General features: G+C 59.0%; 23 protein-coding genes and 1 pseudogene. 14 read left to right on the top strand and 10 right to left on the bottom strand.

Annotation, left to right across the window (positions count from 1 at the left end; all coding sequences use genetic code 11):
• Positions 1-702: 702 nt before the first annotated feature.
• Positions 703-861, top strand: a complete 159-nt coding sequence (locus P0D89_RS42720) for a hypothetical protein (protein WP_408361591.1) — start codon at positions 703-705, stop codon at positions 859-861.
• A 2,033-nt stretch (positions 862-2,894) separates the two neighbouring features.
• Here the strand turns inward: P0D89_RS42720 and P0D89_RS42715 are convergent.
• The gene (locus P0D89_RS42715) at positions 2,895-3,038 is read right to left on the bottom strand and encodes a hypothetical protein (RefSeq protein WP_408378525.1); all 144 of its coding nucleotides are present in this window, start codon (positions 3,036-3,038) and stop codon (positions 2,895-2,897) included.
• 239 nt (positions 3,039-3,277) lie between these two features.
• Between P0D89_RS42715 and P0D89_RS42710 the strand changes: the two genes are divergently transcribed.
• Positions 3,278-4,093: a formate/nitrite transporter family protein gene (locus tag P0D89_RS42710; protein WP_408361590.1), complete on the top strand. Its 816-nt coding sequence runs from the start codon at positions 3,278-3,280 to the stop codon at positions 4,091-4,093.
• Positions 4,094-4,377: 284 nt separating this feature from the next.
• Here P0D89_RS42710 and P0D89_RS42705 read toward each other — a convergent pair whose 3' ends face one another.
• On the bottom strand, positions 4,378-4,767 hold the full coding sequence (locus P0D89_RS42705) for a GFA family protein (protein ID WP_408361589.1): 390 nt from the start codon (positions 4,765-4,767) through the stop codon (positions 4,378-4,380).
• Between the two features lie 131 nt (positions 4,768-4,898).
• The gene (locus tag P0D89_RS42700) at positions 4,899-5,648 is read right to left on the bottom strand and encodes a glutathione S-transferase family protein (RefSeq protein WP_408361588.1); all 750 of its coding nucleotides are present in this window, start codon (positions 5,646-5,648) and stop codon (positions 4,899-4,901) included.
• A 527-nt stretch (positions 5,649-6,175) separates the two neighbouring features.
• Here P0D89_RS42700 and P0D89_RS42695 point away from each other — a divergent pair.
• The 3 genes from P0D89_RS42695 (at position 6,176) to P0D89_RS42685 (ending at position 8,877) form a co-directional block, all read left to right on the top strand.
• The gene (locus tag P0D89_RS42695; protein ID WP_408378522.1) at positions 6,176-6,526 is read left to right on the top strand and encodes a hypothetical protein; all 351 of its coding nucleotides are present in this window, start codon (positions 6,176-6,178) and stop codon (positions 6,524-6,526) included.
• Positions 6,527-6,687: 161 nt separating this feature from the next.
• Entirely contained in the window at positions 6,688-8,247 is a 1,560-nt protein-coding gene (locus tag P0D89_RS42690) for a class I SAM-dependent methyltransferase (RefSeq protein WP_408361586.1), read from the top strand.
• A 255-nt stretch (positions 8,248-8,502) separates the two neighbouring features.
• The gene (locus P0D89_RS42685; RefSeq protein WP_408361585.1) at positions 8,503-8,877 is read left to right on the top strand and encodes a glutaredoxin family protein; all 375 of its coding nucleotides are present in this window, start codon (positions 8,503-8,505) and stop codon (positions 8,875-8,877) included.
• 246 nt (positions 8,878-9,123) lie between these two features.
• On the opposite strand, the gene P0D89_RS42680 is transcribed toward P0D89_RS42685, so the two are convergent.
• Entirely contained in the window at positions 9,124-9,462 is a 339-nt protein-coding gene (locus P0D89_RS42680) for a YncE family protein (protein WP_408378521.1), read from the bottom strand.
• Between the two features lie 16 nt (positions 9,463-9,478).
• On the opposite strand from P0D89_RS42680, the gene P0D89_RS42675 reads away from it, so the two are divergent.
• The 5 genes from P0D89_RS42675 (at position 9,479) to P0D89_RS42655 (ending at position 12,758) form a co-directional block, all read left to right on the top strand.
• Positions 9,479-9,625 carry a winged helix-turn-helix domain-containing protein gene (locus P0D89_RS42675; protein ID WP_408361583.1) on the top strand — a complete coding sequence of 49 codons (147 nt, stop codon included), beginning with the start codon at positions 9,479-9,481 and terminating at the stop codon, positions 9,623-9,625.
• 13 nt (positions 9,626-9,638) lie between these two features.
• On the top strand, positions 9,639-10,571 hold the full coding sequence (locus P0D89_RS42670) for a sensor histidine kinase (protein WP_408361582.1): 933 nt from the start codon (positions 9,639-9,641) through the stop codon (positions 10,569-10,571).
• A gap of 54 nt (positions 10,572-10,625) precedes the next feature.
• On the top strand, positions 10,626-10,982 hold the full coding sequence (locus tag P0D89_RS42665) for a sensor histidine kinase (protein WP_408361581.1): 357 nt from the start codon (positions 10,626-10,628) through the stop codon (positions 10,980-10,982).
• Positions 10,983-11,590: 608 nt separating this feature from the next.
• A complete protein-coding gene (locus P0D89_RS42660; protein ID WP_408361580.1) occupies positions 11,591-11,791 on the top strand; it encodes a DUF3562 domain-containing protein in 201 nt (66 codons plus the stop codon).
• A 217-nt stretch (positions 11,792-12,008) separates the two neighbouring features.
• On the top strand, positions 12,009-12,758 hold the full coding sequence (locus tag P0D89_RS42655; protein WP_408361578.1) for a response regulator transcription factor: 750 nt from the start codon (positions 12,009-12,011) through the stop codon (positions 12,756-12,758).
• Positions 12,759-12,893: 135 nt separating this feature from the next.
• Here the strand turns inward: P0D89_RS42655 and P0D89_RS42650 are convergent, their stop codons facing one another.
• The 4 genes from P0D89_RS42650 to P0D89_RS42635 form a co-directional block, all read right to left on the bottom strand.
• The gene (locus P0D89_RS42650; RefSeq protein WP_408361577.1) at positions 12,894-13,163 is read right to left on the bottom strand and encodes a hypothetical protein; all 270 of its coding nucleotides are present in this window, start codon (positions 13,161-13,163) and stop codon (positions 12,894-12,896) included.
• 100 nt (positions 13,164-13,263) lie between these two features.
• A complete protein-coding gene (locus P0D89_RS42645) occupies positions 13,264-13,692 on the bottom strand; it encodes a GlxA family transcriptional regulator (RefSeq protein ID WP_408361576.1) in 429 nt (142 codons plus the stop codon).
• A gap of 48 nt (positions 13,693-13,740) precedes the next feature.
• A complete protein-coding gene (locus tag P0D89_RS42640; protein WP_408361575.1) occupies positions 13,741-13,989 on the bottom strand; it encodes a DJ-1/PfpI family protein in 249 nt (82 codons plus the stop codon).
• Positions 13,990-14,092: 103 nt separating this feature from the next.
• The gene (locus tag P0D89_RS42635) at positions 14,093-15,790 is read right to left on the bottom strand and encodes a 3-(methylthio)propionyl-CoA ligase (RefSeq protein WP_408361574.1); all 1,698 of its coding nucleotides are present in this window, start codon (positions 15,788-15,790) and stop codon (positions 14,093-14,095) included.
• Between the two features lie 409 nt (positions 15,791-16,199).
• Between P0D89_RS42635 and P0D89_RS42630 the strand changes: the two are divergent.
• Positions 16,200-16,445 (top strand): annotated as a pseudogene (locus tag P0D89_RS42630) (MFS transporter); the annotation flags it as partial.
• Positions 16,400-16,741: a GNAT family N-acetyltransferase gene (locus P0D89_RS42625; protein ID WP_408361573.1), complete on the top strand. Its 342-nt coding sequence runs from the start codon at positions 16,400-16,402 to the stop codon at positions 16,739-16,741. The pseudogene P0D89_RS42630 and the gene P0D89_RS42625, both read left to right, overlap by 46 nt.
• A 153-nt stretch (positions 16,742-16,894) precedes the next feature.
• Here P0D89_RS42625 and P0D89_RS42620 read toward each other — a convergent pair whose 3' ends face one another.
• Complete coding sequence (locus P0D89_RS42620; protein WP_408361572.1) at positions 16,895-18,397, bottom strand: FAD-dependent oxidoreductase; 1,503 nt, start codon at positions 18,395-18,397, stop codon at positions 16,895-16,897.
• A gap of 694 nt (positions 18,398-19,091) precedes the next feature.
• On the opposite strand from P0D89_RS42620, the gene P0D89_RS42615 reads away from it, so the two are divergent.
• Positions 19,092-19,862 carry a DUF2092 domain-containing protein gene (locus P0D89_RS42615; protein WP_408361571.1) on the top strand — a complete coding sequence of 257 codons (771 nt, stop codon included), beginning with the start codon at positions 19,092-19,094 and terminating at the stop codon, positions 19,860-19,862.
• 12 nt (positions 19,863-19,874) lie between these two features.
• Positions 19,875-20,342: a hypothetical protein gene (locus P0D89_RS42610; protein WP_408361570.1), complete on the top strand. Its 468-nt coding sequence runs from the start codon at positions 19,875-19,877 to the stop codon at positions 20,340-20,342.
• 893 nt (positions 20,343-21,235) lie between these two features.
• Here the strand turns inward: P0D89_RS42610 and P0D89_RS42605 are convergent.
• Positions 21,236-21,517 (bottom strand): hypothetical protein, encoded by a 282-nt coding sequence (locus P0D89_RS42605; protein WP_408361569.1) that lies wholly within the window; start codon positions 21,515-21,517, stop codon positions 21,236-21,238.
• Positions 21,518-22,216 lie beyond the last annotated feature (699 nt).

Raw genomic sequence — 22,216 nt, 5'->3', positions numbered from 1 at the left:
TGCATTTGCTTCACATATTGATTCGACGTCGTATGCAAGCTGTGAGTGAGGGAAACGAACCAGCGAGATGGCGCCGTCGATGAGGAATGGCTGTACCTCGCTGTCCGGTCGGCCTTCGACGCCCGCGCGTCCCGCGTCCGACGAGCCATCTACACGCCGTCGAGGGTGGCCCTGGACCGCGTGGGGTCGTTTCGATCGTTGTCGAGATTTCGAGCGACACGGACACGTGCTTCCCCCCTGGCGTGGGCCGGCCCTTGGCTTCAAAGTCTTCCAGTTGAAGCAGAAGACTATCCAGCGCGCAGAGTTGGGCGCGCGTCAGATGAGTCGCATCCAGAAGCTCGTGAAGCCGTCCACGCCAGTATTCAGCCGGCAGGATTGGCCTGCCGAGGTCTCCTATCAATGACGGCACCATCACGCGAGCAATATGCGCGATGTCCTGGTCAAAGAACATACCCATGTGCGCCCCCAAATTTGCTTTTGGCCTGCAGCTACCGTTTTATGTCTGATAAATACTGTAGGCCAGTTTCCGCGATATGCCAAATATTGGGATGGATGCCGGTAATTCTCAGACAACAGTCTCGCGAGCCCTATTGGCAGTTGGCGAGCGTTGGTACCCTCTTCTGCGGCGCCGGATATTCGCCGTTCACGCGCCTTGCCATCACCTAAGATATAAGCATGATCGCGACAAGCAAGGAGACGGCCATGGGCGAGTCCATTTCGGGGATGCTGCTGGGGGTGATCGTCCTGATCGTGGCGGCAATCCTGGTTGCGGAGCACTACAGACGCGAACATCACAGGAATCGGCAACTTCGATGGCTGGACACGCACCCGATGCGCGACTGGTTACACCGCAGGCCGTGACGCAGGCAGGAACGAAAAGTCCCGCGTGAAGCGGGGCGGATCAGGCGAAACTGGTTAATGGCAGCGATTTTGCCAGTGGCTGTGTTCCTTTGCTTTGTGGCAAACGCAATGATGTTGGTGATCGTCAGCGTATGCGGGTACGACTGCGCTGAGAGTCACTACTGCTGCGAGCGTGGTTAATCATGGAATCTCCGAGTGGAACGGGGGATGGGCGTCCTACCGAGGCGGCATTACGATTCACTGAAACGAAGTTTCGCAGTTTGCCGCAATCCATCACGTGGAGTCGTGATTGAGATTGACCAGGGCACCACCAAGCGCCCATAGCACACCGCGCGCGAAGTCTTCGTCCACCTCGCCCCATCCCGGCGAGCCGATCGGGTAATTGTCCGAATTCCTCTTTGCCTTGGGCGTTGCGGATTGCCGGGACGCTCAGGGCTGGCGCTCGAGCTTGCAGACACCGGGGGTGTCCCGGGCCGAACAGGACGTACGGTTCATATTCCATTATCGGAACGTCGGCAGTGATCCCGCAAACTTTAGCGCGTATTGAGACCTCCAATCGATGAGTTATCCGAAGCGTCGCCAGCGAGTTCGCTAGTGGACCGTCGCAAGTATTTGACGATTGACTGAAGCTGGCCGGATCCAGTCCCACACTGACCCGCTCAAGTCGCTCCGAATCGGACTCGTCGTCGCAGTCTCATCAACCGTCTGCCTTGTGACCATTCGAATCCGTTTCGGACAAAATTCCATACATGAGAAATTGAGCTATTCGGGGATGCAATTTGGGCTCGGATCTGGGATTCCATACGCGCCCAGCTTCGAGCCATCGTTTGCCCCTCTCCCCCTCGATCTGGTCCGAAAAAAATAATTGAGCGAAGCTCTATATTTTCGGTAGCCGGTGCCGATAAGACCACTTACAAGTCCCCCGCCAGACGAGGCTACCCAATGCCACTTGATTTTATCGCCAGCCGCCCGACCCGATTAAAACGGACTCTCGTTATTCTGGTTGGCTGTGCAGGCGTACTCGCCAGCCTGTCGATTTGGGGCCGGGTGCCCGCCGATGTACTAGCTGACGCGGATAGAGAGGTCGCCCACTTCGGCCCCGTGCTAGTGAGCACCGCGTGTCCGCTCGAAGGAGCGGTCTCAAGAGACGCACGCGGTACCTTTCTCATGTGTTGGAAACAGGTCTGGAGCAAGCCGTAAGCGCTACTCCCGTATCGCAATCGGCGTCTCTGAGGTAACGCGTGGTGCACAACCGGGATTTTTATTGAAGGTCCGGTACGACGCCGGACGCGGCCGACAAAGACCGGAGTGTGGGGTGCCTTGCGTCCGAACGCACGTGACCGAAGCTTCGTTTAGGGAGCGTTTCGGTCGAGTTTGTCATGGCGCGCCTCGCCCGATCGGTATGTGGAAGCGTTCCGGGAATTCGGCGAGCCGATCGAACTTTGCGGTCTGGTTGGATACGAATGTGCGAAGGCTGCAATGTCCGCGTTAGCCCTTGCCCGGGCCACACGCCGACGGCACGGAGCCGCGTCGTGGAAGGCGGACACCAAAGATTCGGCAATGGAGCGCGAACTGACCGACTTCATCGCGAGCGTTGAAGAAAATCGCAAGACGTCGCTCCAGCGTCGAATGGAATCTATGGTTGCTCGACGAGCTGACCCACAGGCGTTCAAACAGGCCCTAAGCGCCCGAAGACATCGAAAGCGAATGCGTCGGGCTCCTCGCGCCCCGTTTCAGCCGTTTAGCGAGTTCTTGCGAACCTCTCTACCTCGCCCAAAAACGACCCTCAAGCTCGCCTAAGCGGGACAGTGGGATGGAGCCGATCAATGGTCTCGGTGCATGTTCACGAAAATGATCCCGTAGTGGACACGCCGGTGCGGTTCCAATAGCCATTCTGGATGGCCACCGACGCTCACAGTGCTCTATCAACTTAGGTACGAGGATCCAAGTGTTTGAGGCCGCGAATACGCCCCAGGCAAGATAGTGTCAGGCAGAGGGGGCCACTGTCGATTCTTTGCCGGGAGAGACGCACGTCAGTTGATCGACAAAGCCTGACAGGTCGCCGAGGTCTTCGGCACCGGCTCTTGGACTTTCGAACCGATGATGCTCTTTTGCACCAAGAGCATTTCCAGTCGTTCATGAATACTGTGGGTCGCGGCATTCGGTTGCGCTCTCAATTACATCCTCCTTTCCATAACCCATAAACTAACTTTCCGCCATATTGGGCATATAACGAAAACACGTTAGGAAGGGTACAAACTATAGCAATCTCAAGGAGCACAGTTGCAGCCGGGAGAACCAATCGTCGACTTTTGCGAGTTTCCTGGCGAATATCACACCTTCGAAAACTGGCATATGCGTCAGTTTGCCTCAACACCTCCCGAGCAGCGGAGGTGCATCTTTATGTGGAGCAGTGATGTACGCTGAAAGTATCGACAAGTTCGCAAAGGTGGGTGCTCACAAAGCATCGACTGTGCAGCGATCGCCACTGGTTTTTCTGATTGGCGCCGCAATGGCGGGAGCCTATATTGGCTTCGGCGACATTCTCATGTTTTCGGTTGGCGCGCACGTCGGCCCAGCTTACGTGCACCTCGTGATGGGCGCCGTATTTGCGTGCGCCCTTACAATAGTTGTGTTTGCCGGATCCGAACTATTCACCGGAACGGCAATGTACATGCCGTTTGCCGTATTGAAAGGTAAGACGGGGATCGGCGGCATGTTGGCAGTGTGGGTGACATGCTGGATCGGAAATCTTATAGGCGCCATTGTTCTAGCGGCCATTCTGTACGCGGCAGGCGGCGGGGTTCTATTGACTGACGGTTCAGAGGTGTTCTTCAAGGCCGTGGAGGCAAAGATGTCTGCCCCGGATCTCCCTCTGTTCGCGAAGGGCCTTCTTTGCAACTGGCTGGTTTGCCTCGCGATCTGGATGGCCGCACGTACGACGAACGACGGAGCAAAGCTCGGGCTGATCTTCTGGCCTATTTTCGCATTCGTGGCAAGCGGCTTCGAGCACAGCGTCGCAAACATGTTTGCGTTTGCGCTTGCATTGATGGCTGATCACCCCGCATCAATAACGCTTGCGGGGGCTATCCACAATGAATTCTTCGTGACCACGGGCAATCTGGCAGGGGGCGCTATCTTCATGGGCCTCGGCTACTGGCTACAGGAAGGCGGCATCGGCCATCCATCTCAGGCCCCCGTGCCAGCATCGGAGCGGGCTCGAACCAATTGACCGAGAAACGCCTGCCGCGTCATTGATGACGGACACTCTCGCGCGACGGCTGCGCGCATCGACATGATTGACACTGTGTCCGCCATCGGCGCCCAGACTGAATTACACGCCGCGCGCGACGCGTTGCATCGACTTCACGCCGCCGCAGCTTCTGCATCGACCGGTTGAATCCGCCGCCTGGAGCAGACGTCCAAAACGGTGACACGGCCGTCGCCTCCTGGCCGTTCACGCCCTCAGTTGGTCGGCATGTCTCGACTTGGCTTGGACGGTCGATTTGTCAGCGGCTAGCCGGCTTCGGGATATTCAGGCAGACCGTCCATTGCCCTGTCCCAGGTCAACCGTGCCTTGCACCAGGTGTGACTCGCCGGAGGAACCTTGCCAGGTTCATCGAGAGAGCAGGTCGAAACATCAACCAGGTCGGACGATTCGGCGTTTGCGTAAGTCAATGGCGTTCCGCAATCACCGCAAAAGGCGCGAAGAACCCCTGGGCTGGATTCAAACGTCTTTGGTGTGCCGTGTACCCAGCGCAGTCCGCTCCTGCTTACACTGAACCAGGCAACCGCTGGCGCTGCAGATACCTTCCGGCATGTGGCGCAGTGGCAAAGCGTCGTGTCGAACGGACTCGAATGAATCTCATACCGGATGGCACGGCAATAGCATCCACCTGTCAGCATCGAATTCCTCGCTCTGTCTATCGCTCTGGAACAGATTGTCGGCAATCAATCCCGGGCGTCCTCGCACACGAATTGGGCTATCTTTGCTCGTTGGCCGTACCAATTCATTCAATCGTCGTCAAAGCCCGGTGTCAGCTGGGAGACTGCGATGCCCATTCGCTGAAGCTGGGTCCACCATGAATCGTTTTACGTCTTGCCCATTCCACCTCGGCGGCAGTGGCATACGTCATTCCTGGCTCCCACCAAAGTGCCGCTTCCTGCCGGAAAGATGGCCGTCCTTCCATTCGCGCGACCAATGACGCGAGCTTGGGTCGACCTGGAGCGCGCCAGGACAATCGCAATGGGCGTGTTTCAATGAACTGGCAGAAACAGGTGAGCAAAATATCCTGCGCGGAGATCACACCGGGAATGAATGCGCCGTCAGTGCCGATGAGCTGGGACTCAAACCAATCGAGAAGATGCTGGTTCCGAATGGCGCATCGCGTGGCATGGCCATTTTCTTCATGCCGAACCCCGGACCATTGCAGTTGCGACACCGTCGTCGTCGACACGCCGAAAGTTTGTACCGTGGCGAGAACGAGCCTATCGTGCCAGTTTGCCGTCGCGCGCACGTAGTCGGTCGCGAGGGGCTCCATGCGTTCCGGCGCGGGCAAACATGGATAGTTGGACATCAGGTAATCGATGATCACGGCGGAATCCCAAAGAGTGAGGTTGCCGTCGACGAAGGTCGGAACCTGTAGGGTCGGCGTGATCTTCGCGCGCTCTTCGACGCTGGGCGTAGTGAAGGTCTCTACACGCTCAAAATCGAGCCCCTTCTCGACGAGTACGATGCGGACGGCACGGGCGAAAGGCGATCCTGTCGTGAAGAATAGCTTGCGCATTTTGGTCCCCCTAGATGATGGACCGCGTTGATAACCATAGACAGGTAGTTTACTCGTACAGATTCCCAGCACCTACTGGTTGTCTGCCTAGACCCGTGAGTTTGAACCTCCCGACAACTGGCCACCAGAGGCAATTGACGAGCGCCGACCTGTTACCGAAGTCCGAATTGCGACACCGGTAACGCAATGGTGCTACCGAATGACGTGGGTTCCAGACGTGCATCCGGTGCGGTGGCATCCGAGTTCGGTGGATGGGCGGGTCGTGCGACGGCTGGACATTGTGTAAGGCAGAGTCCATGCCACATTGCAGCAAGCTCTGTCTGGCGCGCATTTCAGCGGCGCTGAGAGACGCGTATCGGGCGGAGTGTCGTAGCGTGGCCAACACATTTTCGAGCGTATGTGGACCGGGACAAACACTCATTCAGCCGTGTCGCGCTCGCCAATCCGGTCCCCGGACGGTCTGCCGATTCGAGCGCTCACGAAGGGCCGCTTCATGGCGGCTTCGAACGAGTCCTATCCACAACCCATTGCTGCCGGTCATCGCATCCCGGGTCGCGTGTCGTGTTCTAACACGCATCGATCGCTTCCTTGATCTTCGAGATCTGCGCCAGTTCGCCCAGGAAGGCCTTCGGATCGTTTCTCGTCTTCATGTCTCACGCCTTCTTCAGTTCGATCATCTGGCCAGAATGGAGCGCCGGCGCGTAAAGCAAGCGGTCCACATCCTCACTCATCCCGATCTCATCAAGCAACCCCCGTCCTTCAATGAGCGCATTCGTGTCTGCTCGCCCAACTCGCGCCGTAAACAGCTCCGCAAACTGCTTTCCAACAACGAGCGCCTCGGGTTCGGAAAGGGCGGCGAAGATCTGGTCAGGTTCTGAGCACGCTGAAGGTCGCGTCAGATTCCAGGCTCAAGCTCGCATCGAGGATGCTTTGCATTCCATCCCATCCACCGTTATCGTGTCGGGCATCGCCGGACAGCCGGTTCCGCAATCTGCAGAGCCGATGCGGGGTACCCGCGCAACGAACGAGAGCTAAAAAGGTGAGTGAGCCGGACACTGGTTACGTTGATGAGATTGCATACACATTCGGCTATTGCGACGAGCTGAATCCGCTACGGCAGAGACTCCCCTTGTTGCAGGCTGGACTTGCTTTGCCAACTGTCCATACCGCTTGCGAGCTGGGATTTGGCCACGGCGTGAGCGTAAATATTCACGCTGCCGGGTCCCCTACGCGATGGTATGGCACCGACTTCCACCGGCCTCACGCGAACTTCGCCCGACGACTTGCGGACAGTGGCGGATCGCAGGCGCAATTGTTCGGCGAGCCTTTTTCGGAGTTCTGCCGGCGCGACGATTTACCGGATTTCGATTTCATCGGCATGCACGGCATCTGGAGCTGGATTTCCGACGAAAATCGTGCGCTGATTGTTGAATTCATACACCGCAAGCTCAAGGCCGGTGGCGTGCTGTATCTGAGCTACAACACTCAGCCCGGATGGACCGCGATGCTGCCGGTGCGCGAATTGATGCACCGGCATTTTCAAATCGGTACGGTATCCGGGCCGCGCGACGGCACGGGCGCCGAAGAGCGCATGCAAGTGCGCATCGAAGCCGCCGTGGATTTTGCGCGGGCAGTATTTGCGACGCAACCGGGCTATGCACTGGTTAATCCACTGCTTGCCGAGCGCGTCGACGCGTTGTCCGGGGAGAACCCGAATTATCTCGCGCATGAGTATTTCAATCGTGACTGGCACCCAATGAGTTTCTTGCAGGTCGCCTCGTCGCTTGTTGCGTCGGGTTTGACTTATGGGGGATCCGCGGACTATCGCGATCACATCGATGAGATCAACCTCAACCCGGCGCAGCGCGCTTTGTTAGCGGACATTGCGGATACGAGTTTGCGAGAAACGGTGCGCGATTTCTGCGTGAACCGGTCGTTGCGGCGCGATTACTGGATCAAGGCCCCCAGGGCGCTCAATGACGACGAGCGGGACGCGAACCTGCGCACCCATCGGGTCATCCTGGCCGTGCCGAGAGCTTCCGTGGTGCTGAAGGTGCGCGGTGCACTCGGCGAGACGCTGTTGCCGGAAACGCTATACGGCCCTATTCTCGACGCACTGTACAGCTACCGTCCGATGACCCTGTCCGATATCGAGAACAGCGTTCGTGGACGGGGCATCATCCTGGCGCAGATCGTCAAGGCCGTGACGCTACTGGTTGGTATGGGCGTGTTGCTGAATGCCCAAAATGACGCGCAAATCAGTGCCGCCCAACCGTCGGCGAAGAAGCTGAACGCGGCTATCTGCGAACAGGCGCGCAATCATGAGGAGGTTCAGTTTCTGGTAAGTCCGGTTTCGGGTTCGGGGATTTTGATGCCGCGTGTGGCGCAACTTTTTTTATTGGCAAGACTGCATCACTTGCAGCAGCCGGCGCAATGGGCTGGGTTCGCTGAGGCCGTGCTGCGCGCAACTCCCCAGCCTACGAGGGCAACAACAGAGCTGCCGTCGGGCGCAGCGGCTTCTCTGGCGGATCTAACAGCGAAAGCGAACCGCTTTGCTCAGATTCATCTACCTATATTGCAGGCACTTGGGATCGCTTGAAATGAGATCGGCGTAGCGTAGCGGACCTGCACGCTCCAGACCAATTCCAATACCGGGTTGAAAGCAACCGTTCATGAAGGGCGGAAGCGGCCGAATGAGTGAGCAATGACCGCTCATGGCCCGGCTTTCGACCAGCGCGGCCGGCCCGGCTCAGGTCGTTCCTCTACATTGCGATCGCCATACTGCGGCCATGAGCAGTCGGATCCTGGAAGGAGTAGACTCGCGGGCTCCCTTTCGCCGTTCAAGGTAGCTTCTATGTTGATGAAAATCCTGCGTGTAGGTCTCGGCCAGTTGATTTTACTCGGCGACGCCATCAGTCGCCCGCGCCCGCAACGTCGTGCGGCGCAAGGTCAGTCAATTGTGGAAAAAGAAGCGGCGCGGCTGTCGCTGTATCAATTCCGAGCGTGTCCTTTCTGCGTCAAGACCCGGCGCGCCCTGCATCGCCTGAATGTGCCGATGACGCTGCACGACGCCAAAAACGATCCCGTTGCGCGGGATCGTTTGCTTGCCGGCGGTGGCAGGTTGAAGGTGCCCTGCCTACATATTCAGGAAGAGGGCCAGTCGCGTTGGTTGTACGAATCCAACGCCATCATCACCTATCTGGAGCAACGCTTCGCCGGGATCGCTTGACCCGTCGCGGGCAGCCGTGCAGCTTTTATGTGAACCGCGCCCCTAAGGGTCGCCTGTCGACCCCGTTCAGTCTCTCAGCCATGCTATGCGACCGTCCGCTGTTGTCTAAACTTGTAGGCAGCGGACAGGCCAACGCCGATGGGCGAACGTCCGCGTCGGCCGATGACCTGCTCATGAGACGTCGCCGGGGCGCCGCCCGACGCGCCGCCCTCCGTACGTTGCAGCTAAGCCAGGAATGGACCACGCTTACTTACGCTGCGCGACGAGCACTTCGAACGTGCCCGGAATGACCGTCGGCCGCGGATGCGGATTTTGCGCCGTCGCCGCTTCCGCCGGGCCAAACTTCGACGACACCAGATACACGCGGTGTTTCTGCGGATCGAGCGCCATCGTCTTCGCGCCTTCCAGCGTCTGCACGTTTTGCACGACACTGTAGTGGTCCGCGTCGTCTTCGTGGACCACCGTCAGCGTGCCATTCGCACCGTTGGAACTGAACGCCAGCTTCAATGCAGGATCGAACGCGGCGGAATCCGGGTGCCCGCCAATCGGCAAATCGGCCACCACATGGCCCGACGTTGCATCCACCACCATCATGTGCTGGGTGTGGAATTACCATTTCAACGCGCAGACCAATGTGATCGACATGCATATCGGCCAGTTGCGCCGCAAGATCAGCCTGAACGGCCGGCTCTCGTTGATGATCCACACGGCGCGCAATGTCGGCTACATCCTCCATACAGGCAAATAAGCGCCGCCCGCGCATGCACGTCAGCAGCACTGCGTGGCTGCTGGCCGTGTTTATCAGCTCGGCAATCTTGCTATTCGCGATGCTGTACTGGGTGACGCACAGTTACCTGATGCACGAGGTCGATGAGCGCTTGCTCGGCGAGGTCGCGGAGCTTCATTCGATTGGACGTGACGAGGCAATTGCGGAGATCGCGGCATTGAGCCGCCGCGATGTAGCGAGCAGTCGGCCGTATGGCCCTTTCGATGCCGACCGCAAGTGGCTCGCTGGCAATATTCCCGTGCTGCCGGACGCGCGCGAGGACAAGCCGTTCTACTACGATCAGGAAGTGAGCGACGGCAACCGGATGAGAGAGACGCATTTTCGCGGCATCATCATACCGGCGCATGGCGGCTTGCGGATTGTCGTGGGCCACTCGATAGACGAAATTCTTGGCTTCGACCGCACGTTGATGAACATGCTCTGCGTGGGCCTGACGCTGATCATCATTCTCGCGGTGGGCTGCGGCGCGACGCTCAACGCGATGTCGAACCGGCGGATCAGAGCGATCAGCCTGACCGTGCGCGAAATCATGGCGGGGCAACTGAGCCGCCGCCTGCCGACGCGCGGAACGCATCACGACCTGGATCGCCTTGCCGGGATCGTCAATACGATGCTCGCCGAAATCGAGCGGCTCATTGCTGAGGCACGCGGCGTGTGCGCGGGCATCGCACACGACTTGCGTACGCCGATGACGCGTCTGCGTGCGGGTCTCGAACGGGCGCGGCGCCGCTCTGATACCGTGGCCGACTATGAAGATCCGGCCGATGCCGCCATTCTGCAATCGGACGTCGTGCTGAACCGCTTTACCGCGCTGCTTCGAATTGCGGAAATCGAAGCCGACGGCAGGCGCGCGAGCTTTACCGATGTGTCGCTGGACACGGTGTTTCGCGACGTCGTGGACCTGTAAGAGCCAGTAGCGGACGAGCGCGCCCTGTCGGTCTCGGTGCATGCACCCGAACCAGTGAAAGTGCATGGCGACGTCGACCTGCTGTTCGGCGCGATAGAAAACCTGCTCGATAACACGCTCAAATTCACGCCTGGCGGCGGCGCAATTACGCTCGAAGCGGGCATCGACGCCGGGCAAGCAGTTTTGCATGTTGCGGACTCGGGCCCAGGTATCGAACCCGGCGAACGCGAAGCGGTCCTACGTCCGTTCTATCGCAGCCCGAGCCAGCACGCGCATGAAACTGCCGGGCATGGCCTCGGCTTGAGTCTCGTTACAGCCATTGCGCGCGTCCACGACGCCGACGTCGAAATCCACGATAACCAGCCGGGATGCAAAATGGTGCTGCGTTTCAGGGGGTGTTTGCTGCAGTAACCTTGCCCCCCGTTTGACGAATTCCATGGCCGGGAAATTGCGCGCTGCTGTGGGCCGGGATCATGATCCGATCCTAATCAAATTCCCGGGGCTGCGGCCGAATGTTCGCGGGTCTCGAATTCGACCAAAGAAGTCGGGCTCCCGGCCGCAAGAAATGCCCCGCGCTCAGCCATTGATGCCATCGCGAACTCGCGAAGCCAAGGCACGAAAAGCGCGAGTCTCGATTGATTGAACGGGCCGGTGGCCATCTGCACGAGGGTGACCGGTGCGGCACGCGACGGTGCAATGGCCTTCCTGCCGGTCCCGCGGGAAAGGGATTCCTGGCGTAAGGCCGACAGCGTGCGCGGGATGAAAATGGCGCGAACGAAGCGGTGACATTCAGGCAGCCGTGCTCGCGCGACAGGCCATTGCAGTGCTCGGGAGACACATGCTCGGTCACGCCGTCACGCGCGGGATGGGATATTCAACTGCTATCGACGTGCCAGGCCTCGGCTTTCTTCTGCCCGCGCCAGGATTTGAGAGAGGGATTCAATTGGCTGAGACGCCGGGCACGGTCTGTAATTGAATCTGTCCCTGTCTGGTTCATTCACGTTAATGGGGGGTCCCCCATGGTCACGCCCAACATTGACGACGACATCGTCAAGATGATCGCAACCGACACAAATACTCCCGTGGAAACGGTCTCGAGAATGTTCGCAGAAACGTGGGCAGAGTACAGCCAAGGTGCACAAATCTTGGACTACCTCTCGCTCCTCGTAGCCCGCCGGGTCCGGGACAATCTGCAGAGATGGAAACAGGATTCGCATTGAAGGGTGGCGCTCGTCGTACGAGGGACGGCACGCGACCCGCGTCAAAGGAAGCGCGTGAATGACATGATCAGGCGCCGCGCGCACCAGACATTGTCCGGGGCATTAGGTGCACTACGTGTACTATTTGATTTGAACACAGCGGACGACTGCTACGGATGTAGCATCACCCGCTGTGTCGTAGCAACTCGCCTCGAAAGCGGTCCTGGGAGACGATGGAATGCGCGTATTGATTGTCGACGATCACGAACTCTTCAGAGCCGGATTGGCGCTTCTACTAAGAGAGCTCTTTCCGGCCATCGAGTTGCTGCACGCGAGTACCTTGTCGCAAGGCATGAATCATGCGCTTGGCGAATCTCTGAGCATCGTTTTTCTCGATCTCGACCTTCCCGATGGTCACGGTTGCGACGCGCTTGCCGAATTGAAGGAGTTGCGACCGTCGCTACCGGTGATTGTGATATCGGCCGACGAGAGCGTGGAAACCATCGGTCGATGCATTGAACTTCGCGCTATGGGATACGTGCTCAAATCGTCGCCTCCTGAAGCGCTTCATGCAGCGATAAGCGCGGTACTTGCTGGGGGCGTCTTCCTGCCCGCGTCCAGCATCGGGAGGCTCAGGCGTGACATGGGCACGGACGAGGCTCCGGCAAATGGACCGGCGAAAAGGCAGGCAAGCGGTAATTCAGAAATGAGCAACGCATCCGGCCTGGGACTCACTCCAAGAGAGTTCGAAACGTTAACGTGGCTGGTGCGCGGACTTCCGTCCAAGGCCATTGCTCTGAGAATGGGGCTTGAGGACATTACAGTACGAAAATACGTCAGCCATCTGCTCGCGCATTTCAATCTGCGGCGCCGCGCGGAACTCATCGTGATGCTGGCGGATAGAGGGATCAAACTCGGCGTCCCGCCGGTCACGGATCCTGCACATGACCGAAGTTTGCTGCCTGTAGGGCGGCAACGAACCGACTGAGTCCGTGGCGGATGGGAGCGCCCCACAACTTCCAGCGATCTCTGCTCCGTCCGTCACACCGGCACCACCTGGTTCCCGGGGCAAGTGAGCCGTTACGCGGCAGCCGGCGCAGGGCAACCTGTACGTTCTGAAGGATCAGCCGCTCGCCGGCCTCCACGGCCCCGGCTTCGACAACCGCCTGCGTTCATCCAGCAGGCGATCGGCAGCACAGAAGTTCCATTGAGCGACGAGCAGCTCGAGAAGAAATGCTCCGATCTGGCCGAAGGGATTCTTGCGCCGGAGCAAATCCGTGCACTGATCCACAAGTGCTGGCATGTCGAGCAAGGGGAAGGCGCAGCGCATATCGCGCTGCCGCGCCAGTTTGTTGACGCGCCGCCATCGGTGGTCGATGGCGGTTTTCAGCACATGAGGCCGCGATAAGTGGTTGCTTCTGAGAAGATCGAAATACCGCTTCGGTTTGCGATATACCCTTTGCCTCACCCGGCGGCTTGCATGAGAACACGGATCAGGCTCGTTGCTGAGTCGGCTGACAGAAACGTCGCCGGTAATCAGAAGGCGTCAGGCCCATGACTTTGCGGAACACGCGACGAAATCCTCCCACGTCGCCATAGCCGAGACTCCACGAAATCTCTTCAATACTGGCCTGCGAAAACTCCAGCATCTCGCGTGCTCGAGTGATCCGAAGTCTCTGCTGGTACTCGCTCGGCTTCATCCCCGTGGCGGCAACGAAGCGGCGCAGAAACGTCCTCGGCTCAAGATCCGCATGTTGCGCAATGTCCACGACACTGACCGGCCGCTCGCGTTGAGTGAAAAGCCAATGCTGTGCTTTCAATATCGCCCTATCGCCATGATTCGTGCGCGGATCGAATTCGCTGTAGAAACGTTGTTCGCGCCCGGGCGGGTCGACGAGCATGTAGCGCGCTGTTTCCAGCATGACTGCCGTGCCTAGAAATCTCTCGGTGAGCCGCAGACCAAGGTCCGCTCAGGCGAGCACGCCCCCGGCCATGACGACGTCCCCGTAGTCGATGACCATATGATCGGTTTCTATAAGCACACCAGGAAATTGCTGGGCGAAGTGATCACTGAAGGACCAGTGTGTCGCCTGTCGGCCGGCTAGCAGACCCGTTCTTGCCAGGATAAAGACGCCACAGCATACCGCCGCGAGGACTACCCCTTCAGCGTGTCTTTGACGAAGCCACGACACAAGAGGACTACCTTCTTCGGTCTTCACCGGCGCTTTCACATTCGCTGGGCGTGAAGAACGTGTTCAACCGGCGGTTGTACGCCGATCACACGCAGGAAGCTTTGGTCAGGATCGTACCGACGCGGCTGTTCTATTCGACTTGCGTCTGCGATCCCTGAATCCGGGTCGACACAGTAAGCGGACAGTTTTCAACATTGCGCGCCGACGGCAAGATGTGATCGCGGAACTGCTCGCGCAGCTTCAGCTTGTGCAGTTTCCCGGTCGCGGTGTGCGGCAACTCGTCGACGAAAACGACATCGTCGGGAATCCACCATTTGGCGACCTTGCCTTCGTGGAACGCGAGCAGTTCCTCGCGCGTGACATCGAAGCCCGCTCGCTTGACGACCACCAGCAGCGGACGCTCGGTCCACTTCGGATGCGCGCACGCGATGCATGCCGCTTCCGCGACCGCCTGATGCGCGATCGCGACGTTCTCGATATCGATCGAGCTGATCCATTCGCCGCCGGACTTGATGAGGTCTTTGCTGCGATCAGTGATGCGCATGAAGCCGTCGCGGTCGATCGTCGCGACGTCACCCGTCGGAAACCAACCCTCGACGAGCGGCGATGTATCGCGGCGGAAATAACGGTCGATCACCCACGGCCCGCGCACATGCAGATCGCCGAATGCGACGCCGTCCCACGGCAATTCCTGACCGTCCGCGCCGACAATTTTCATGTCGACGCCGTAGACCACATGTCCCTGCTTCTCGAGCAACCTGCGCTGCTCGTCCCGCGAACGCTGCGCCTGCTCCCAGTTGAGTCTTGCCAGCGTGCCGAGCGGCGACATCTCCGTCATGCCCCATCCGTGGATGGCCTCGACGCCATAGTCGTCCTTGAACATTCTGAGCATTGCAGGCGGACACGCCGAGCCGCCAATCATCGTGCGCTCCAGCGACGAGAACCGCACGCCCGCTTCGCGCACGTAGTTGAGCAGCCCGAGCCACACGGTCGGCACACCCGCCGAACACGTGACGCGCTCGGCTTCCATCAGCGCGTAGAGCGACTTGCCGTCGAGGTCCTTGCCGGGGAACACCAGCTTCGCGCCGGTCAACGGCGCGGCGTGCGGAATGCCCCACGCGTTCACATGGAACATCGGTACGACGGGCAGCACGCAATCGCGCGCCGACAGACCCATTGCGCCGGCAAGCGCCGCGCCGAACGCATGCAACACCGTGGAGCGATGCGAGTACAGCACGCCCTTCGGATTGCCCGTCGTGCCCGACGTGTAGCAAAGATTCGAGGCGCTGCGCTCGTCGATCAGCGGCCAGTCGAAGTTGCCGTCGTGCTGAGCGAGCAGCGCCTCATAACTCGATGTCGCTGTCGACATGCGCAACATGTGCGCGTCGTCCGTCATCGCAATCCACCCCCGCACGTTCGGACATTGCGGCGCCAGCACGTCGACGAGCGATGCGAACGTGGTGTCGAACAGCACGTAGGCGTCGTCGGCGTGATTGACGATGTAGGCGATCTGATCGGGAAAGAGACGCGGATTGACCGTGTGGCAGACGGCGCCGAAGCCGGTCGTGCCGTAGTACGTTTCCAGATGCCGGTAGCCGTTCCATGCGAGCGTGCCGATCCGGTCGCCCGCTTCGACGCCCAGCGCAATCAGCGCCTGCGCCAGTTGCTTCGCGCGCTTCTCGCAATCACGATACGTGTAGCGATGCACGTCGCCCTCGATGCGCTTCGACACGATCTCCGTGGAGCCGAAGTAGCGTGACGCATGCGCCAGCAACGAAGAAACCGTTAGCGGCACGTCCATCATCTGTCCATGCAGCGGGGTCGTCATGGCCGCGCCTCCGTGCTGTTGTTGCGAACCTGAAAATTACGTAAGAGGCCCGGCCGCGATGGTATGGCCAGCCGTGGCATTCGAGGACAATTCGGGCGTCGCGGATCTCAGTGCTCACCGTGCGCACTCGAAGCATCAAGCGCCTAATGGCCTTCGAGATAAGCCGTCTGGCAAATTACCTTCAGTGATTCAAGATAGGTTAGCGACAGATCAGTTGCAAACGGCTACGGGAATATTGCTGGATTGTTGCCCTCGCCGTAGTCGCGCACGGCACACGCAGCGCCCGGCGCGCTAAATTGCGCCTCCCGCGAAGTGTCCCTTAGGCTGCTAATTAACGACTTGGGTTGGAGCACAGTCCCAGTGGGTTCTCCTCGAGCGCAGAACCGTTGGCCGTGAGACGAAAATAGTATGGATGTTCGCGGTCGTCGACGGCGGCGCAAACGGCATGATGACGATCGTGCGCGGAACGATCGTGCAGGACGTGATGTGGACGGAGGGTTACGGAGCCGTGCGCGGACTGCTCTCGATGCCCTCAAACATCGCCAAGGGCATCGCGCCGATTTCGGCTGCGGCGATCTAGACGGTCGGTGGAGACTATGCGCCTGTCGAATGGACCGTGCTGCTGGTGTCTCTGCTTTCGGCTGTTGCGCTCATCCCGGACTCGAGCAGTTCGGCTCGAGCGTGCTCTTGCGATCGCTCGTCATCACGTCAGAATTGCGCGGTACAGGCATTGCGCGGGAACTGGTCGCACAACTCGAAGACATCGCACGATCGTTCGACCAACAGGAAGTCTGCCTGCTGACAACGACCGCGGAACGCTTTTTTGGACTAGCTAGCTATGAGCGGGTAAGCCGCGGCGAGGTGTCCGGCGAAGTGCGGTTGTGCAGGCAGTTCGCAGCAACCAGACGTTCCCGAACGCCTGGTTGCACTGAGAGATATGCGTCCGGTTGAGCCACAGCCCCAACCGACTTCATCGACGCGGAGGTCCGATATCTGGCCGAGGCCGTCATTCGGCCCGAGAGCAGCATCGATGTTGCGGGCTCCAGTGAGACAGTTCTTCGAACTGTGACTTCGACATCATCAGGTCGAAGCGGCAATCACAGTCTATCCCTTGAGCAACACATCCTTGATCTTCCCAACCGCCCGAAGTGATAGAGCAGCTACCGTCAACGCAGGGTTGACCGCCGCAGACGAAACAAAGGGGCTCGCATCGGTGATAAACAGGTTCTCGCACTCGTGTGCTTGCCCCCAACGATTTAATGGCGCGGTATTCGGATCATCGCCCATCCGAACGGTTCCGGACTGGTGACCCGGACCGCGCCGCTCGAACAGCATGGAACCCGTGCGATGAAATCCGGCGTCTCGCAAGCAATCCTTCCAGCGGAGGGTCAAACTTTTGTGAGCCAGCATGTTGGTTGGATGACTGAAATCGAGGACAAGCTTTCGTCCATCAAGTCGCACCTGGTTTCGCTCGTGCGGAAGGTCTTCGCTATTCAGGAAGAAATCGAGCGTGTGCTTGCTGATCCGGCTAAGCAGCCACTCGGGAACGCGGGGAAATCCGGCCTTCAGGATGGCGCCGTTCACGCGCCCAAGGGCCTGGATGTTTCCAAGAGGCGGACCGCCCGCTCCGTCAGACAGATAGAAGTCGTTGATCGCGAACGTCTTCTGGTAAATCGAGTCGTTCCGGAAACGCCAGTCGAAACCGATCACGATGCTCTGGTTATGCGCCATCAGGTTGCGACCTACCTGCCCTGAGCGGTTGATAGTCCTGTCGATGTCGGACGCCAGAAGAATGGCTGCAGTTGGGATGGCCCCCGCCGCGAGGACGACAACGTCTGCATGCAAGCGCTGCACTTGATCGCCAGATTCATACTCGACGCCGACCGCGCGTTTTCCGTCGGGGGAAAACAGTACCCTCTGCACCACGGCGCCACTTTTGATTCTGACATTCGGATAGTTGAGTGCAGGAATCAGCGCGCAATTCTCGGCGTCCATCTTGCCCTCGCGGGCATCAGGAAAACCATCCCAACCAGTCTTGCCGTGCCTGAGCCACGTGCTGAGGTCAATGCCCAACGGTAATGCACCGGGATGCAGGCCGATGGCTTCAAAGCGAGCGCGCGCCTGAGATATTGCTTCCTCATCAGGAACAGGCGGGTACGGCAGGTTGATCCTGCGTGGCGGTTCGGTTGGGTCTTGGGAACTATCGCCCCGAACCTGATAAAGACGTTCAGCCTGTTCGTACCACGGTTCCAGTTCAGCGTATCGAATGGGCCATGGAAGAGCATCCCCCTCGGTGTAGGACACGCCGTCAAAATCGCGTTCGCGAAAGCGATACAGGACACCGCCGTAAAACTTCGTCATGCCGCCATGGCAAAAACGATTTCCCGCAGGGAAGGCTTCGCCGTTAGGCAGATACCAGAACCCGTCCGACTTGAAGTGATTGCGCTGGTAGACCGCACGCGCGTCGCGATTTAGCGCACTCGGCGCGATTTGAGAGCCTCGTTCGAGAATCGTTATGTTCGCTCCCGTCGGAGCGAGGCCGAGCGCTGCCGTCGCTCCACCCATCCCTGAGCCAATAATGACAATGTCTGTCGTGGTTGTGGCCATGTTGATTTGACTCGGCTGATTCGGATCGAAGCTCTCTGTGACACGGTGGAACTCTCGGGCAGCAGCATATCTCAGCGTCCGCCTTCGCGCTATGGTCACCACAGTCTGGTCAAGTTGACTGCAATCCTGTCGACCATGCGCCGAACGCCGGCGCTAGCAAAGTGAACGCCAGCATTTCGGTGGCGTTCGGACGCTTGATCTGTTGTTGTGTACGTCCTGTGGCCGGTTACCGTCTCATGCAATGGGCATACGCAGCTGGTGCCTCGCAAGTCTACGATTGACAGTACGCGACCCGGAGTTGCCGTCGCGTGGAGTTCGGCGCAATTGCCCCCTTCGATTCCCATCGATCCTTCACGCTCCGTGCTTGACGCGACGGCAACGCTTCACATTCCCCCTTCGCCCGTGGCGCGTCTGACGCGGCTGTTGCGACGCACGCGGCGTCATTGCTCTCCTCGTTCGTCACAGGACGCGGGCAATTCCGGAGGCGCTCAGGTTAAACAGAAGCTCCCTAACGTTCTGAGTCGAGTTGCCACTACCTACGACCAAAGTCCAATTGTTTTATCCCCGACAGCGCCGCTATTCTTCTAAGGAAACTCCGCACGCCACCCTCCCTACCCCGATCAGCCAAAGCGATCTCAAGCCGATGGCGAGCCGTCCGTATAGCCCAAGTGGTGCTTAGCAACAGGAGACAGCCATGAAACGGAAGATTCTTGTCCTCGGCCTACTAGCTATGTCGGTCGCCGGGACGTCCAATTACGCACAGACTCCGCCGGCGAGCACGGCGCAGCCTGCGGCGAGCGCTGTCGATCAAGGATCGATTCAGGCACTCAAGGCCATGGGCGCCTATTTGCAAACATTGAAGCGATTTAGGGTTTCGAACGAACTGAGCGCCGAGCGAGTTTTGGAGGACGGCCAAAAGCTGACGCACACGGCGACGGCAAATATGGACGTCGTTCGTCCAAACAGGCTGCACGTGGTGATGCGTAGCCCGCGCTCCACGCGTGAACTCTTCTACGACGGAAAGACTGTCACCCTCTTTACACCGGCACAAAATTACTACTCATCGGTCGAATTTGCCGGCACGATTGGTGAGCTGATCGACAAGTTGCGAGTGAGGTACGGCGTGGAACTACCGTTGACGGACCTCTTTGTCTGGGGTACCGAAGCTGCGCCCCTGGACAAGATTGAGTCCGCGATGAATGCCGGCCAGGACTTTGTCGGGAATGAGCTTTGTGATCATTACGCGTTCCGTCAGGGCGATATCGACTGGCAGATCTGGATATCCGCCGGCGGAAAGCCGCTGCCGCGCAAGATCGTCATAACCAATCGGGCCGACGAAGCCCGCCCACAATCGATCTCCCTGTTGCAATGGGATTTGAAGCCGGGATTCCCAGACTCCGTTTTCGCGTTTGCGCCGCCCAAAGGTTCTACGAAGATCGAGATCCTGCCGGTGAAGGCAAAGTAAAGGAGATCCAACATGAAGAAATCACTCAGCCAGTTGCTTCTGACGCCACTGGCTATGCTCGTCTTCGCCAACGTCGCTTTAGCACCCATAGCCGAGGCGCAAGGCCGTGGAGGCGGTGGCGCACGCGCGCAAGCGGCTGGCGGCGGCGCCAGACAGAATGCTCAGGTTAACAACACCAGGGCGGACGCGCGCACGAACAATGTCCGAAGCACCAGTGTCAACAACGTAAACGTTAACAGGAATACCAATGTGAATGTCCAGGGAAATGGAGGTTGGGACAACGACTACCATCCGGTCGCGACTGCGGCCGCGGTTGGCGCGACGGTTGCCGTGACTTCCGCCGTTATTGGCTCCATGACCAGAACCGTACCGGCAGGTTGTGTTCCAATCAACTATGGTGGAATGGTCTACCAGCAATGTGGCAGTACCTGGTATCAGCCTCAAGGCTCACAATATGTAGTAGTGAATCCTCCGTATTAGTGCTCTTTGCCAGAGGCACATCTATGGCTGCATTGTTGTCGGCGATCCCAGATTGCGCCGTGTACCAGAATTCAGCTGATCGCCCGGAACGGGCTGCGATTCGTTCCGGTGTCGATCATTCTTGACCGGCAAGGCTGCTCGCTTCAAAGGCGGTCCCGCGACTCAATACAATGCCCGCGCCAACAGGAACTGTTGCGCGAATCCTTGGTGTATCTCGCACGTTCACAGCATCGTCCGCTCCAACGCGAGCAGGCCATGGCGCAGGTGGCAAACGAGCTTTGCTGCAAACGTCAATTCCGATTTGCGTGGCCTGCGTCCGAGAGATCGTGAACGGCAGGCATGGCCGATCATGCAACGAGAGTGATCGGCATGTGAGCGTCGACTGCCTGGGGCGAAGCCGACGCTCGAACCTCCGAGTGAAAGCGCCGGCCAACGGCAGAAGCTGGCCGGACTGGGACCATCCTGGCAGCAACCCGCCAGCGATGCTATGGGACGGCCCTCAGGCGTGCGCGAGTCGCGAACGAAGCCATGCTTCGTCGCCGCGACCGTTGTTGCCCTCAGTTACCTTCATTGCGTGGCTTCGCTCAATGTGACGGATCGAACGCATGGCGCGCAGCGGCAGTGCGCGAACACCGAGTGCCGCAGCATAGTAATGCTCGGTGTGGTGACGATGTAGTTGCCGACCTTCGTTTGGATGCACGCGACTGCCGCACGGCGCCACACCGGTTTGGGTGACGGGCGTCCCTGAAGACCTAAATCTTCAGGTGCGGCAAGCATTCGCTCGAGGCACGCCGTTCATCGGGATCTCATCGTCAAGACATGAGCCCCCATCGACGAAAAGCAGCGGTTCAGTCGCGAAGTACCAGCGAACTGGCGCTGCGCGAACAAACTCATCAACCACCGCGATACATCGGGTCGATGCTATCAGTCGGGGCACGCCGGCCAGATTGCGGCTTGACCGATTCCTCACCGCCGACGCCACTGCGGGTACCACCAACCGAGCTGCCGTGGGCTCTTGCCACGGCCTTCGTTTGAGCGGCGTGACCGCGTTGCGATACCGGCGCGCCGACATCGGTGCGATAGAAGGAATTCTGCCCGTCACCGCCCGCGAAGGCGGGAGCCGCCAACGATGCGGAGCTTGCGACTAACAGCGCGGCGAGAGATTTCGCTTTCATGACGACTCCAATATGCTTGTTGAACATTCGAATGCAGCCGGACCAAGTCCATTGCAGCGCGCTATGGTCAACGTTGATGGGACGATGTGTGGGGCCGTGCCGCGGGCTAACAAAGAAGCTCAACGAACAACACATTTCTGGGAATCTGAGCAATGCTGCTGACGCCGTGGCGGTAGCACCAAGCCGGTCGTGCCCACAGCGACAACTGCACGGGTTATGCCAAGCCTGATTCGCACACCCTCCGAGCGACGCTAACCGTCTGAAAATAAACAACATTGATCGCGACCACGAGGGCTTCTACAACTAGATTGAGGAGCGACGATGTCTGGCTGTAGACAACGTTTTTTGAGCCTCTGTGTGCGGTCACCCAACAGAACAAACTCTGCGCGCTCAAGCGCGACGAAACGAGATCGCGAGCGATGGACTTCAGCGTGGTCGGGGAAAAATCTTGTGCTGCTTCGACACGGACGTTTTCTATTGAGGGACCCAGTCAGGACTCAATCACTCGTTTATTCATCAACCTAACTAAACAGATGCCGTGGAGGAATTGGGTTCTCATGTGGATAACAACGGGTATAGTGTTTGCCGCGAAGGATTGACGGACTCCGAACGACCTTCTGAAAGCGGCCCCGGATTCGCGGCCGAAGTGCGACAGAGCAGACCTTCGCAACATGACTGTTCAATTTGTCCAGCTGCGCC

Origin of the sequence: Paraburkholderia sp. RL18-085-BIA-A, from assembly GCF_046027075.1 — a bacterium.
Lineage (GTDB): Bacteria > Pseudomonadota > Gammaproteobacteria > Burkholderiales > Burkholderiaceae > Paraburkholderia.
The sequence above is the reverse complement of the archived record's forward strand: the minus strand, read 5'-3'. Positions and strand labels throughout refer to the sequence as shown.